This window comes from Rathayibacter sp. AY1B4 (assembly GCF_002932815.1).
GTDB lineage: Bacteria > Actinomycetota > Actinomycetes > Actinomycetales > Microbacteriaceae > Rathayibacter.
The window spans coordinates 26,266-40,857 of sequence record NZ_PSWN01000018.1; the positions used below are offsets into that span (position 1 = coordinate 26,266).

A 14,592-nucleotide genomic window follows, 5' to 3' on the forward strand; every position below is an offset into this window, starting at 1 on the left:
GCTCGTCAGCGTACGGGACGGCTCCGCCGCCGATCGGCCCCCTACTCTGGACGGGCGACGAAGGGCGGTGGCGATGACGCGGACGAGACCGATCGGCCTGGCCCTGGTGCGGGCGACCGAGATCATGGGCGCGGAGCCGTACTTCCACGAGTTCATCGCCGGTGTCGAGCGGGCGGTCCGCCCCTCGGGCTACTCGGTGCTCCTCAACGTCCTGCCCGACGCCGACGCCGAGCTCGCGACCTATCGGCGGTGGAGCGAGGACGGCGAGGTGAGCGGCGTGATCCTGGTCGACCTCGAGGACGGGGATCCGCGGCCGGAGTTCGTGCGCGGCCTCGGCCTCCCCGCCGTCGTGATCGGCCCACCGAGCGCCGCCGTCGGCTTCCGCGCGGTGTGGACGGACGACGACAACGCGATGCGCGCGGCCGTCGACTTCCTCGCCGGTCAGGGCCACTCCCGGCTCGGCCGCGTCGCCGGACCCGCGGAGCTGCTGCACACGCGCATCCGCGAGGAGACGTTCGCGCAGGAGTGCGCGCGGCACGGAGTGTCCGGACCGACGGCCGGGGGCGACTACTCGCGGGCCTCCGGGGCCCGTGCTCTGGCGGCCCTGCTCGACGGCGACGAGCGGCCGACGGCGGTCGTCTTCGACAGCGACCTGATGGCGCTCGGCGGACTCGACGAGGCCCGCGATCGCGGTCTCGCCGTCCCGGGCGAGCTCTCGCTCCTCGCCTGGGACGACTCCGCGCAGTGCCAGCTCAGCGAGCCCCCGCTCTCGGCGGTCTCGCACGACGTGCAGGTCATCGGGATGCTCGCAGGTCGGGAGCTCCTGGCCGGCATCGCGGGTGGCGAGAGCCGTGCGATCAGCAGCCCCGCCGTCGTGATCGTCCCGCGCGGATCCACGGGCGCGCCGGCGGCCTGAGCATCTCCGACCGTCGGTCGACGGCCGTCGCCACGCCCCGCGTGCTCGCACAGCCGTCTCGATTCGTTACATAAATTATTTACTTTTGATATTGACCTCGACGGGGAGGACAGGGGAGTCTGTCCGAGGACCGGCCGACGAGGGCGGGGCGACGAGCCCCGATCCCGAGAGCGGAACGACGCGAGCCGGTCCTCCACCCCGGTCGAAGGAGCCCTGGAACACATATGACCCGTGCCGCAGCACCGCCCGCCCCGAGGCGCTCCCGCCTCCGCTCGGCCCTCGCCGGCGGAGCGATCGCCGCCGTCGTCGCCTCGACCCTCGTCGCGACCGCGTCCTCCGCCCAGGCCGCGCCGGCCGACTGGACCAGCGCCAACACCGCGTTCGTCCAGCGCGACGGCAGCGCCCTCACCCTCGACGGCGAGCGCTTCCGTGCCAGCGGGACGAACATCTACTGGCTCGGCCTCGACGAGAACGTCGGCGGGATCGACTACCCGACCTACTTCCGCATCAAGGACGCCCTCGACACGGCGGCCGGGCTCGGTGTCACCGTCGTGCGCTCGCACATGATGACGTCGACCAGCCAGGACGACGCCGACCCGCTCGCGCTGATGCCGCGGCTCGGCGAGTACAACGAGGAGGCGTTCCGCACCATCGACTTCGCGGTCGCCTACGCGGGCACCCTCGGCATCCGCCTGGTGCTGCCGCTCACCGACCAGTGGGAGTACTACCACGGCGGTCACCGCGACTTCACGACTCCGCTCGGCCTCGAGTCGGACGACTTCTACACCGATCCGGCCGCGATCGCGGCATACCAGGACTACGTCGACCACGTGCTCGACCACACGAACACGATCACCGGGACGCGCTTCGTCGACGACCCGACGATCATGGCTTGGGAGCTGGGCAACGAGCTCGAGGGCATGACCCGCGAGTGGATCGACGCCCAGGTCGCGCACCTGAAGGAGAAGGCCCCGGAGCAGCTCGTCGCCGCCGGCCGCCGCTTCGACATCGATCCCGACACCCTCGCGTCGCCGGACCTCGACATCGTCGACGTCCACTACTACCCGCCGACCGCCGAGCGGGTCTCGGCCGACGCGCGGACCGTCGCGGACGCGGGCAAGGTCTACATCGCGGGGGAGTACGCCTCGACGGCCGCCTCCGCCACGCTGCTCGACGCGGCCGCGGCCGACCGGAACGTCTCGGGCATGTTCTTCTGGTCGCTGTTCGGGAACAACGACCGCGGGGGCTTCGTCCCGCACGACGACGGCTTCACCCTCCACTACCCGGGCGATTCGGTGCGGGAGCGGGAGAGCGTGGACGCGGTCGAGCGCTACAGCGCGGCCGTCGGCAGCACGCCCGGCCGGCACGAGCTCGGCGCCCCGCTCGTCACGGCCCTCGACCAGGTGTACGGCATCACCACCGTCTCGTGGCGCGGGACCGCGGGAGCGCAGGGCTATCTCGTGCAGCGCTCGGTCGACGGCGGTGCCTGGAGCGACGTGACCGACGGCGCCGTCTCCGCCTCCGCCTCCCCGGTCACCGACTACGACTCGCCCGACGGAGCGCGCTACCGCGTGGTCGCGGTCGGCGAGGGCGATCGCCCCGGCCCCGCCTCCGACCCCGTGGCCGCGCCCGAGGCCGGCACGGTGCTCGTCGACCCGCTGCAGACCTGGACCCTCAGCTCGGCACACGAGAACGCGCGGCTCGAGCCGACGCCGGCCGGCGGAGTCGTCGCCGCGACGGGCGCTGCGAGCATCACCTGGCAGCGTGACGGCGTGACCGCCGCCGAGTTCCTCCTCTCGGACCCCTCGGCCGCGACCGTTTCGTCGAGCACCGACGGGACGACCTGGACTCCGGCCGCGACCACGGTCGACGGCGGCGCCCTCCGAGCGGACGGCCTCGACGGCGACGCCGTCCGCCTCTCCTGGAGCGGCAGCGCCACCCTCGAGCGCGCCACCGTCACGAGCGCGGCGGAGGCGGTGGCCCTCGCGGACCCGCTCGACGACTTCTCGAAGGTGTCGGCCCGCACGGGCAGCCTCGCGATCGACTCCGGCTCGCCCGCGCAGTTCGGCGGAGACGTCTCCCGCGTGAAGCGCGAGAGCACCGATCCGGCGAGCCTCACCTGGAGCTTCGACGACATCAGCGGCGCCGACGTGACGGCCTGGTACTGGCCCGACCAGCCGGTCGCCCCGCTCACCGTGGAGGGCTCGGCCGACGGCGCGACGTGGGCGCCGATCGCGGTCGACACCCGCGGCGGCACCGGGAACTGGAAGCAGTACACGCTGTCGGTGCGCGGCCTCTCCGGCGTGAACCAGCTGCGCGTCTCGTGGCCGCAGGGCCCGGGCGAGGCGTGGACGCCGCAGATCGGCTCCGTGAACCTCTTCTCGCCGAACGCCGCTCCGCTCGGCGCCCCGGCCGCCCCCGCGCTCGTCGCGCCGGCCGCCGGCGCCGACGGGATCACCGCGACCCCCGCGTTCTCGTGGGAGCCCGCCGCCGACGCCGCGTTCTACCGCTTCACCCTCTCGGCATCGGAGGACCTCTCCGACCCGATCGTGGAGACGACCGGGCTCACCGCGACCACCGTCCGCCCGGACGTCGACCTCGCCCCCGAGACGCGCTACTCCTGGCGGGTGACCGCCGTGAACGGCGTCGGCTCCGCCGTGTCCGAGGTCCGCTCGTTCGAGACCTCGGCCGTGCCGACGGAGCCCGTCGTGGTCGACGACTTCGAGGGCTACGCCGACGACGCGGCGGTCCGCGAGGCCTACGTCCGGAACAGCGGGGGCGGCACCATCGCGCCGACGCTGGTGCCCTCCGGCGCCGGCAGCGCCGCGCGCTTCGACTACGACACGGGCACGGCCGGCTACGCGGGCGTCGTGAAGACGTTCGATGCTCCGCAGAACTGGTGGGGCTACTCCGGGCTGACCCTCGACGTGGACGCCGCGGCCCCGTTCTCGGTGCAGTTCGTCGCGAACGGCGCCTACTGGGAGGCCTCCGTCACCCCGGCGACGGAGGGGCCGACCGTCGTCCCCTTCTCAGCCTTCGCTCCGCCGTCGTGGGCCCCGGAGGCCGATCTCGACCTGACCTCGGTGACCCAGTACGCCCTCTACGTGAACGGATCGGGGACCGGAGTCCTCACCGTCGACGACGTGGCGACGGTGGTCGCCGCCGGGCCCGCCCCGACGCCGACGCCGACCGCTCCGCCCACGACGACGCCGACCACCCCGCCGACGACGACGCCCACCGCACCGCCGACGACTCCCACCGCGCCGCCGACGGCCGGACCCTCGCCCCACCCCCACGTGCCGTCGTGGCTGGAGTCGCTGGTGCGCCAGTACCTCCCGACGATCCGGCACTGGTGGCAGGCCCGTCACTGACCTCCGTCCCGCACCCACTGCACTCACCGTCGCACCGCGACGCCCTACCGAGGAGAACACCCGTGCAACGACCCACCAGAAACCGCAGGACCACGCTGACCGGCATCGTCGCCGTCGCCGTCACGTCCTCCCTCGCGCTCGCCGGCTGCTCCGGCGGATCGGCGGGGAACGACTCCGGCGAGCCGGCCGGCGAGATCACTGTGCTGACCAACCGCACCGACCTGGTCGACACGACCTTCGCCGACTACGCGACGACGTTCGAGGGGAAGTACCCCGGGACGACAGTGAAGTTCGAGGCCCTGACCGACTACGAGGGCGACACCAAGATCCGCCTGAACTCGAAGGACTACGGCGACGTGCTGCTCATCCCGAGCTCCAACGTCACCAAGGACGACTACTCCGACTACTTCGAGCCGCTGGGCTCGACGGAGGAGCTGTCGAAGACCTACCGCTTCACCAACGAGGGCTCGTTCGACGGCACCGCCTACGGAGTCTCGACCTTCGGCTCGGCCATGGGCTACGTGTTCAACCGCGACGTCTGGACCGCGGCGGGCATCACCGACCCGCCCGCCACGGAGGAGGAGTACCTCGCCGACCTCGAGAAGATCAAGGCCGACGGCGTCGTCCCCTATTACACGAACTACAAGGACGGGTGGCCCCTCGCGACGATCGAGGGCAACCTCGGCACGGTGCAGGGGGCGGACGTCCGCACCGAGATGATCGCGGACGACGCGCCCTGGACCGAGGGCAACGACCAGTACAACATCGACGGCCTGCTCTACGACACGGTCGCGCAGGGCCTCAGCGAGGCGGACCCGACCACCACGAACTGGGAGGAGTCGAAGGACCTCCTCGCGAGCGGGGAGATCGGCTCGATGGTGCTCGGCTCCTGGGCCGTCTCGCAGATGCAGGACGCGGCCGAGAAGGCCGGGAAGTCCCGCGACGTCATCGGCTTCTGGCCGATGCCGTGGGCGCAGGACGGGACCTTCACCTCGGTGACCGCCTCGGACAAGTTCCTCGCGATCAACAAGAACTCGGACAACAAGGCCACCGCCCGCGCGTGGATCGACTGGTTCACGAACGAGTCCGGCTACGCCGAGAGCCAGGGTGCGATCAGCCCCGTGATCAGCGACCCCGCTCCCGACACCCTCGCGGACTTCGACGCGCTCGGTGTGCAGTACCTCGAGCTCGCCCCGGACCCGGTCGGCAAGGAGGCGGTCATCAACGACATCGCCAACGAGGCCGAGATCGACCTGTTCGGCAACGCCTACCGCCAGGAGCTGATCGACGCCGCGCGCGGTGCGGGCGCCGGCGACAAGGAGTCGCTGTTCGCCGACCTCAACTCGCGCTGGGCCGCGGCCCGCGCCGACGTCGCCGAGTAGTCCCCGCGGGCGGCCGCCTCCCGCGGCCGCCCGCCCCCTCCCTCCGGAGCTCCACGGCTCCTGCACCCCCGAACGACGGAAGGATCGACCATGGCGATCACCGACGCTCCGCCCATCGAGGTCGGAGCGAGCAAGCGGATCCGGCCCCGCCGCCGGCAGCGCCTCACCGGCAGGCGCATCACCCCCTGGCTCTTCCTGGCGGTCCCGCTGGCGTTCCTGGTCGTGCTGACGTACATCCCGGTCGCGAACATGTTCTGGTACAGCGTCACCGACTGGGACGGCCTGGACCCCGACAAGACCTTCGTCGGCCTCGAGAACTACGTCGAGATCTTCACCCGGCCCGAGATCTTCCGCGTCTTCTTCGTCAGCCTGTTCTACCTCGTCGGCGCGATCGCGCAGCTCGGCCTCGCCCTCTTCTTCGCGACGCTGCTGAGCTTCCGCACCCGGTTCCGCAACTTCTTCAAGGGCGTCATCTTCTTCCCCTACCTGATCAACGGCGTCGCCATCGGGCTGATGTTCCTCTACTTCTTCCGTCCGGACGGCACGCTCGACGCGGTGCTCGGCGTCTTCGGCGTAAAGGACACCCCGCAGTGGCTCGGCGACCCCTCCGTCGTCAACGTGTCCCTCGCGGCCACCTCGGTCTGGCGCTACATGGGGCTGAACTTCGTGCTGTTCCTCGGTGCGATCCAGTCGGTCCCGGAGGAGCAGTACGAGGCGGCGGATCTCGACGGCGCGAGCGCGTTCGACAAGTTCCGCTACATCATCGTGCCGAGCATCCGGCGCATCCTCGGGCTGTCCTTCATCCTCGCGATCGCCGGGGCGCTCTCGGCCTTCGAGATGCCCTACATCATGACCGGCGGCGCGAACGGGTCCGAGACCTTCGTGATCCAGACCGTCGACACCGCCTTCCGCTACTCCAAGGTCGGCCTCGCGTCGGCGATGGCCGTGGTGCTGCTGGCGATCGTGCTGATCATCACGGCCGTGCAGCGGCGCGTGTTCCCCGACGAGAAGGCGAGCCAGGAATGACCAGCACCCAGCAGCGCCCCCCGGCGGTCACCGGTCTCCCGGTGACGCGGCAGGCGGCCGTGAAGGAGCGGCGCACCCGCCGGTCGGCGGGATCCGTCCTCGGCTCGATCGGGAAGTACGGCTCGCTGATCGTGGCCTGCCTCTTCGCTCTCGTGCCGATCGTCACGATCGTGATGCTCGCGTTCAAGACCTCGGCGGAGTACCGGGGCACCGGACCGCTCACGCCGCCCTCGAACTGGTTCAACCTCGAGAACTTCGCCATCGCCTTCACGCAGGGCGGGATGGTCACCGGGTTCCTCAACACCGGGATCATTCTCGTCGTCTCGATCGTGGGCACCGTGCTGATCGGCACGATGGCCGCCTACGCGATCGACCGGTTCCGCTTCCGCGGGCGGAGCCTGGTGACCGGGCTCTTCCTGCTCGCGACGCTGGTCCCCTCCGTCACGACGCAGGTGGCGACGTTCCAGGTGATCAACGCCCTCGACCTCTTCAACACCCGATGGTCGGCGATCCTGCTGTTCACGGGCACCGACATCGTCGCGATCTACATCTTCCTGCAGTTCATGCAGTCGATCCCGGTCTCGCTGGACGAGGCCGCGATGCTCGACGGAGCGAGCCGCTTCACCGTGTACTGGCGGATCGTGCTCCCGCTGCTGAAGCCCGCGATCGCGACCGTCGTGATCATCAAGGGCATCGCGGTCTACAACGAGTTCTACATCCCCTTCCTCTACATGCCCTCGCGCGACCTCGGCGTGATCTCGACCTCCCTCTTCCGCTTCATGGGCCCGTTCGGGGCCCAGTGGGAGGTCATCGCGGCGGGCACGATCCTGGTGATCGTGCCGACCCTCGTCGCCTTCCTCTTCCTCCAGCGCTTCATCTACAACGGACTGACCTCAGGAGCCACGAAGTGACCCACACCATCGACACCGACAGCCGGGCGACCACCGCGGCCACCCGCCGCCTGCACGAGGGCTGGAGCGTCCGCGCGACCCGCGGGCCCGTCCCCGCCGAGCTCGTCGCCGCCGTCGTCCCCGCGGTCGTGCCCGGCCTGGTGCACACCGACCTGCTCGCCGCGGGTCTGATCCCCGACCCCTATCTCGACCAGAACGAGAAGAAGGTCACCTGGATCGGCGAGACGGACTGGGAGTACTCCTCCTCGTTCGACTGGGCCCCCGACGGCCGCGACGTGCACGAGCTCGTCTTCGAGGGCCTGGACACGGTGGCCGTCGTCACGCTGAACGGGCGCGAGATCGCCCGCACCCGCAACCAGCACCGCACCTACCGGATCCGCGTCGACGAGGCTCTGCAGGAGGGGGCGAACGAGCTGGTCGTCGCCTTCGCCTCGCCCGTCGCCGAGGCCGACCGAGCGAGCCTCGAGATCGGCTACCGGCCGCACACCTACTCCCACCCCTTCAACGCCCTGCGGAAGGCCGCCTGCAACTTCGGCTGGGACTGGGGGCTGGACGCCGCCTCCGCCGGCATCTGGAAGCCGGTGACCCTCCATGCCTGGAGCGGTGCGCGCCTCGCCTCGGTGCGCCCCGTGGTCACGGTCGACGGGACGACCGGCCGCGTCGAGCTGCACGTGGGGCTCGACCGGGCCTCGGACGCCGAGGTGGAGGTGCGCGCCTCCGTCGCCGGCGCGGAGGCCGTGGCGAGCGTCCCCGGTGGCGAGCGCACCGCGGTCCTCCACCTCGAGGCGGCCGACGTGGCCCTCTGGTGGCCGCGGGGCTTCGGCGGGCAGCCGCTCCACGACCTCGAGGTCGCGCTCCTGCAGGGCGGAGCCGTCATCGACGAGCGCTGCCAGCGGATCGGCTTCCGGACCCTGGAGGTGCAGCTCGACCGCGACGACGAGGGCACCTCGTTCCGCTTCGTCGTCAACGGCGAGCCCGTCTGGATCCGCGGAGCCAACTGGATCCCGGACGACGCCTTCATCACCCGGGTCGACCGCGAGCGCCTCGCCCGCAGGATGGACCAGGCCGAGTCCGCGAACCTCAACCTCCTCCGCATCTGGGGCGGCGGCTACTTCGAGTCCGACGACTTCTACGACCTCTGCGACGAGCGCGGCATCCTCGTCTGGCAGGACTTCCTCTTCGCCTGCGCGGCCTACGCGGAGGAGGAGCCGCTCCGCAGCGAGGTCGAGGCGGAGGTCCGCGACAACGTCACGCGGATCATGCCGCACCCGAGCCTCGCGCTCTGGAACGGCAACAACGAGAACATCTGGGGCTTCGAGGAGTGGGGCTGGGAGAAGCGCCTCCAGGGCCGCACTTGGGGCCTGGGCTACTACCTCGATCTGCTCCCGCGCCTGGTCGCCGAGCTCGACCCGGCGCGCTCGTACACGCCCGGGAGCCCTTGGTCGGGCGACCCGCAGATCTTCGCGAACGACCTCGACCACGGCTCCGTGCACCTCTGGGAGCTGTGGAACCGCGTCGACTACCCCGCCTACCGGGACGCCCACGCGCGATTCGTCGCCGAGTTCGGCTGGCAGGGGCCGGCGTCGTGGTCGACCATCCAGCGCTCGATCTCGGACTCGCCGCTGACTCCCGAGTCGCCCGGGATGATCCACCACCAGAAGGCGACCGACGGCAACGACAAGCTGACCGACGGTCTCGTCGCTCACCTCCCGCTGCCCGACGACACGGAGGACTGGCACTGGGCGATGTCGCTCAACCAGGCGCTCGCGGTGACGCTCGCGATCGAGCACCAGCGCTCCGAGAGCCCGCGCTGCATGGGCTCGATCGTCTGGCAGCTCAACGACTGCTGGCCGGTCACCTCGTGGGCCGCGGTGGACGGCGACGGCACCGCCAAGCCGCTCCTCTACGCGCTCAAGCACGTCTTCGAGGACCGTCTGCTCACCGTGCAGCCGCGCGGGGAGGGGCTCGCCGTGGTCGCCGTGGGCGACTCCCCCGAGGAGTGGGCCGGCGAGTGCGTCGTGCGCCGCCTGGCGTTCGACGGGACGGTGCTGGCGGAGGAGCGGCAGGAGCTCGCGGTCGGGGCGCGCTCGGTGCGCACCCTGCCGATCGGGTCCGGCGTGGCGACGCCCGAGGACGCCGCCGCCGAGCTGCTCGTCGTCGACTTCGCCGGGACGCGCGCGTTCTGGTTCTTCGCCGAGTACCGCGACTCCGCCCTGGAGGCCGCGCGCCTGCGCACGAGCGCCGCCCCCGTCGAGGGCGGAGTGCAGGTGACCGTCACCGCCGAGAACCTCGTGCGCGACGTCACCCTCCTGGTCGACAAGGTGGACCCGTCCGCCGTCGTCGACGACCAGCTGGTCACGCTGCTGCCGGGCGAGAGCGTCGTCTTCACGGTGCGCGGCTCCGGTCTCGACACCGAGGCGCTGGTGTCGCCGAGCGTGCTGCGCACGGCCAACCAGCTCGTCGCCGACTGGGCCTGATCCGCGGTGAGCACGCAGCCCGCCCTGGCCGTCGACGTCGGCGGCACGAAGATCGAGACCGCCCTCGTCGACGCCGGGGGCGGGCTCGTGCCCGGCACGCGGCACCGGCGCGCGACCGGCCCCGCCCTGACTCCTGAGGAGTTCGAGCGGGGGCTCGCGGAGTGCGTCGCCGCCTCGACGGCCGGGGCGGACGTCGTCGGCGTCGGCGCCGGATCCGCGGGGCCGATCGACCTCGACGGCGGCCGGATCCGACCGAAGAACCTCCCGCTGCTCCACGGCGTCCCGCTCCGGGAGGCGCTCGAGCGGCTCGTGCCCGGTCGGCCGGTCGAGCTGCGCCTCGACGGGACCTGCATCGCCCTCGCCGAGCACTGGTACGGGGCCAACCGGGGCGCCGTCTCCTCGGTGAGCCTCGTCGTGTCGACCGGGATCGGCGGCGGGATCGTCCTCGACGGCCGGGTGCTGGCGGGCCGCTCCGGCAACGCCGGCCACCTGGGCCAGGTGCACGTCGCCGACGCCGACCCCGAGGAGGGGAGCGACGGGACGCTCGAGAGCATCGCCTCCGGACCGAGCACCGTCGCCTGGGCCCGGCGCCGGGGCTTCGCCGGGAGCACCGGGGAGGAGCTCGGGCGCGCGGCCGCGGACGGCGACGCCGTGGCCCTGTCCGCGGTCCGCCGCTCCGCCGAGGCCGTCGGCACGGCGATCGCGGGCGCGGCGACCCTGCTCGACGTGCACGACTTCGCCGTCGGCGGCGGTTTCGCGGGCGTGACCCGCGACTACCTCCACCTCGTGCAGGCGAGCGCCCGGGAGCACGCTGTCCTGGACTACGCCCGCGGTCTCGACGTCCGCCCGTCCGGGCTCGGCGGGGAGGGGCCTCTGATCGGCGCGGCCGCCCTGATCCTCCGATCGACGGCGGCGGCGCGCGAGCCCGCCCTCGTGCCGTGAGCGGCATCTCCTCCGAGCATCCGCTCCGCTCGGCCCTGCGCCCGTCGCGGCACCGGGTCGTCGGGGCGGCGCTCGCCTACGTCGTCAAGGACAGCCCGCTGTGGATCCTGCCGCTCGTCACCGCCGCCGTGGTCGACGCCCTCGTCGACGGCCGGTCGCCATCGGCGCTCGTCGTGCCGGCCGCGGCCGCCGCGGCGACGATCCTCGCGAACATCGGGGCGAACGCGGTCTACGTGCGGCTCTCCTCGTCCGCCGTCCGCGCGCTGGGCCTGCGGCTGCGGGAGGCGCTCGCCGAGCGGCTGCAGAGCCTCTCGCTCGACTACCACTCGCGAGGCAGCGCCTCCATCGCCCAGACGAAGGTGGTGCGCGACGTCGAGAACCTCGAGCTGATGCTGCAGCAGGCCTTCGGGCCGGTGCTGACAGCGCTGGTGGTGCTCGTCGGAGCCGGAGTGGCGACGGGCACGAGGGTGCCGCAGTTCCTGCTGGTGTTCGCGCTGACCGTCCCGCTCGCGGCCGCACTCGTGCTCTGGCTCCGTCGGCGGACAGCGGCCGGCAACGAGGCGTTCCGGCGCCACGTCGAGACGATGTCCGGCACCGTCGGCGAGATGTCCGCGCTCCTCGAGGTCACCCGCGCCCACGGCCTCGAGAAGGTCTCGGTCCAGCGGGTGGTGGAGGCCGCCCGCCGCGTCGAGCGGGCGGGCGTCGCCCTCGACCGCCTGAACGGGCGCTTCGGGGCGCTGTCGTGGAGCAGCTACCAGCTCATCACGCTCGGCTCGCTCTTCGGCGCAGCCGTCATCGCGATGACGGGCGTCCTGCCGGTGACGGTCGGCGAGGTCGTGCTGCTGAGCTCGTACTTCGCGCTGCTCACCGGGACGATCACGGCGGCGTTCCAGACTGCTCCGCTGGTCACCCGCGGCCTCGAGTCGCGCCGCTCGATCGCCGAGGTCCTGGCGGACCCCGACGTGGAGCACAACGAGGGCGAGCCGGTCGTCGACGCCCTCGCCGGAGGAGTCGAGCTCGACCGGGTGAGCGTCGACTACGGCGACCGGCGCGTGCTGCACGACGTGTCGCTCCGGATCGCCCCGGGGGAGACCGTGGCCTTCGTCGGTCCCTCCGGCTCGGGGAAGTCGACGCTGACCCGGGTGGTCCTCGGATTCGTCCGCCCCTCGCAGGGCCGAGTACTGCTCGACGGCCGTGACATCGCCGCCCTCGACATGCGCACGGCCCGCCGCTTCGTCTCGGTCGTGCCGCAGGAGTCGGTGCTCTTCCGCGGCAGCATCCGCGACAACGTGCTCTACGGGACAGGGGACGCCGACGACCACCGGCTCGAGGCGGCGCTGCGGGCGGCGAACGCGGAGTTCGTCCTCGAGCTGCCCGACGGCTGGGACACGGTCGTAGGGGAGCGGGGCGCCCTGCTGTCGGGAGGCCAGCGCCAGCGCCTGGCGATCGCGCGGGCCCTGATCCGCGACCCCCGTCTGCTCGTGCTCGACGAGGCGACCGCCGCACTCGATCCGCGCACCGAGCGCGAGGTCCGGCTCGCCCTCGACCGGCTGCGCGAGGGGCGCACGACGCTGATCGTCGCCCACCGCCTGAGCACCGTCCGCACGGCCGACCGGATCGTGGTGCTCAGCGAGGGGCGCGTCGTGGAGCAGGGGACGCACGATGAGCTGCTCGCGACGGGCGGCGCGTACGCCGCGCTGCACGCGACGGCCTGAGCGGGCCGCCGCCGCGTCGATCCGTCGTCCGCGGCCCGTGCCCGCCGCCGGGACGGGCCGCTGCTGACGGATCGATCGCGGGTGCGGCCCAGCGGGACCATCGTTAGCGTGGAGGTCCGCGCCGATCGCCGGCGCCGAGGGGAGCCCCATGGACCAGACCGTCGAGATCGACGCCCGGGCGGAGGCCCTGCGCGCCGACCCCGAGAGCTTCGCCGCGATGGACGCGCTCTGGCGCAGCGTCTACGCCCTGCCGATGTGGTGCTTCATCGCGCGGGGGCCGGACGACGCGCCCACCCCCTTCGTCGGCGGCCTGGAGTCGGGGCCGATGGTCTTCGCCTTCACCACGGGGGAGCGCGCCCGCGCCGGGGCGCTGCACGCCGGCCTCTCCGACGAGGACGCGTCGCGCGTGCTGAAGGTGCCGATGCCGGCCGCGCTCGAGTGGATCGCGGCGATGGGATCCTCCGGAGTCGCGGGAGTGGTCTTCGACCTGCCCCGCTTCGGGTACTTCGCGCCCCTCCAGAACCTGCTGCCGATGCGCGACTTCATGGCGGCGAACCCGCCGGCCTGAGCCCTGCCCCGTCGAGACCAGCGGATCCGCCGATACCAGCTGTTCCGCTGGTTGTCGCCGCCCCGAACTGGTCACTGGACGACACCCGAGGATGGTGGGCCGGAGGCGCGCCCGTCCTCCGAGGACGAGGCCGGGAGACGCCGAGGGGGAAGCTGCACTACGACGGATCGGTCGAGATCGACGTCGAGGACCGGGTGCTCGCCCACCTGCAGATCGTCCTCACCGCGAAGCTGCGCCGGGGGGAGTCGTGCCTGCTCACCTGGCGCGACGAGAACGGGATGAGCGACGGCCGCAGCGCGATCTGGCTGCACCCCTCGCACACGCTCCGCTACACCTACGCCGGCGGCCGCATGCCCCGCATCAACCCCGCCTGGATCTCGGCGCTCACCGATCTCGCGAACTCCGCCGGCGGCCTCCGCTTCGTCCCCGAGCCGCCGGAGCCCGTGCATCCCCCCGGCGGGAGCGCTCGCCGGTGACCGGCGTCCGGCCCCGTTCCCGGCCTCGGGCTCAGCAGCCGGAGTCGGCGGCGTCCGCGTCGAGCGCCGCCGCGGTGCCGAGCGCGATCAGCGACTGATCCGTCGCGACCGCGACCCTCGGGAAGCCGAGCGCTCGCAGCAGCCCGGCGCGCTCGCGGTCGCCCGCGTAGGCCCCGGCGCCCTTGCCCGCGCGCCGGGCCGCCGCGGCGATCCTCGGCAGCGGGTCGTCCGGACCGTCGGCGGCGAGAAGGTCGGACAGGTCCCGTCCGAGGCCGATCGCGAGGTCGAACGGGCCGACGAAGACTCCGCTCACGCCCGGCACCGCGAGGATCCGATCGACGGCGTCGAGGCCGGCCTGCGTCTCGATCATGACCCAGAGCGCGGTGCGCGCCTCGGCGGCCGACGGGGGAGCGGCGCCCCAGAGATCGGACATCGGCCCCCAGCTGCGGCGGCCGAGCGGCGGGTAGTGCGCGGCGCGGACGGCCGCGAGCGCCTCCTCGACCGTCTCGATCATCGGGACGACCACGACGTCCGCTCCGGCGTCGAGCGCCCTGCCGATCAGCGCGTCGGAGAGCCCGGCGACCCGGACGCCGACGGGCGGCCTCCCGCTCACGGCGCCGAGCGCGCGAAGGGAGGCGAGGACCGCGGCGTCGTCGAACGCGCCGTGCTGCGCGTCCAGGCACAGCCACGCGGGCCCGCCGCGAGCGATCTGCGCGACCGTCAGCGGCTCCCCGAGCCGGCACCACACCCCGTCGGCCCGACCGTCTCCGAGAACCCGTTCCGCATCCACGGGTCCGATCCTCGCGCA

11 protein-coding genes are annotated in these 14,592 nt (G+C 72.5%); 10 read left to right on the forward strand and 1 reads right to left on the reverse strand.

Annotated features, from left to right (window positions below):
- Positions 1-73: 73 nt before the first annotated feature.
- From C5D66_RS12210 to C5D66_RS12255, 10 genes are all read left to right on the forward strand, one after another.
- Positions 74-916 (forward strand): LacI family DNA-binding transcriptional regulator, encoded by an 843-nt coding sequence (locus tag C5D66_RS12210; protein ID WP_208543581.1) that lies wholly within the window; start codon positions 74-76, stop codon positions 914-916.
- Positions 917-1,140: 224 nt separating this feature from the next.
- Positions 1,141-4,287 (forward strand): carbohydrate binding domain-containing protein, encoded by a 3,147-nt coding sequence (locus tag C5D66_RS12215; RefSeq protein WP_104274465.1) that lies wholly within the window; start codon positions 1,141-1,143, stop codon positions 4,285-4,287.
- A 62-nt stretch (positions 4,288-4,349) separates the two neighbouring features.
- Positions 4,350-5,669 (forward strand): ABC transporter substrate-binding protein, encoded by a 1,320-nt coding sequence (locus tag C5D66_RS12220; RefSeq protein ID WP_244230529.1) that lies wholly within the window; start codon positions 4,350-4,352, stop codon positions 5,667-5,669.
- Between the two features lie 90 nt (positions 5,670-5,759).
- Positions 5,760-6,695 carry a carbohydrate ABC transporter permease gene (locus C5D66_RS12225; protein WP_104255947.1) on the forward strand — a complete coding sequence of 312 codons (936 nt, stop codon included), beginning with the start codon at positions 5,760-5,762 and terminating at the stop codon, positions 6,693-6,695.
- Positions 6,692-7,606, forward strand: a complete 915-nt coding sequence (locus tag C5D66_RS12230; RefSeq protein ID WP_104255948.1) for a carbohydrate ABC transporter permease — start codon at positions 6,692-6,694, stop codon at positions 7,604-7,606. The genes C5D66_RS12225 and C5D66_RS12230 overlap by 4 nt, the downstream gene beginning before the upstream one ends.
- Entirely contained in the window at positions 7,603-10,083 is a 2,481-nt protein-coding gene (locus tag C5D66_RS12235; protein ID WP_258063921.1) for a glycoside hydrolase family 2 protein, read from the forward strand. Before C5D66_RS12230 ends, C5D66_RS12235 begins: the two co-directional genes overlap by 4 nt.
- A 6-nt stretch (positions 10,084-10,089) precedes the next feature.
- The gene (locus tag C5D66_RS12240; RefSeq protein ID WP_104255949.1) at positions 10,090-11,025 is read left to right on the forward strand and encodes an ROK family protein; all 936 of its coding nucleotides are present in this window, start codon (positions 10,090-10,092) and stop codon (positions 11,023-11,025) included.
- The gene (locus C5D66_RS12245; protein WP_104238484.1) at positions 11,022-12,740 is read left to right on the forward strand and encodes an ABC transporter ATP-binding protein; all 1,719 of its coding nucleotides are present in this window, start codon (positions 11,022-11,024) and stop codon (positions 12,738-12,740) included. Before C5D66_RS12240 ends, C5D66_RS12245 begins: the two co-directional genes overlap by 4 nt.
- A gap of 148 nt (positions 12,741-12,888) precedes the next feature.
- Positions 12,889-13,308 (forward strand): hypothetical protein, encoded by a 420-nt coding sequence (locus tag C5D66_RS12250; RefSeq protein ID WP_104224305.1) that lies wholly within the window; start codon positions 12,889-12,891, stop codon positions 13,306-13,308.
- 194 nt (positions 13,309-13,502) lie between these two features.
- A complete protein-coding gene (locus C5D66_RS12255) occupies positions 13,503-13,784 on the forward strand; it encodes an ATP-dependent DNA ligase (RefSeq protein ID WP_258063920.1) in 282 nt (93 codons plus the stop codon).
- Between the two features lie 31 nt (positions 13,785-13,815).
- Here C5D66_RS12255 and C5D66_RS17195 read toward each other — a convergent pair whose 3' ends face one another.
- Positions 13,816-14,574: an HpcH/HpaI aldolase/citrate lyase family protein gene (locus C5D66_RS17195; protein ID WP_159940053.1), complete on the reverse strand. Its 759-nt coding sequence runs from the start codon at positions 14,572-14,574 to the stop codon at positions 13,816-13,818.
- Positions 14,575-14,592: the final 18 nt, after the last annotated feature.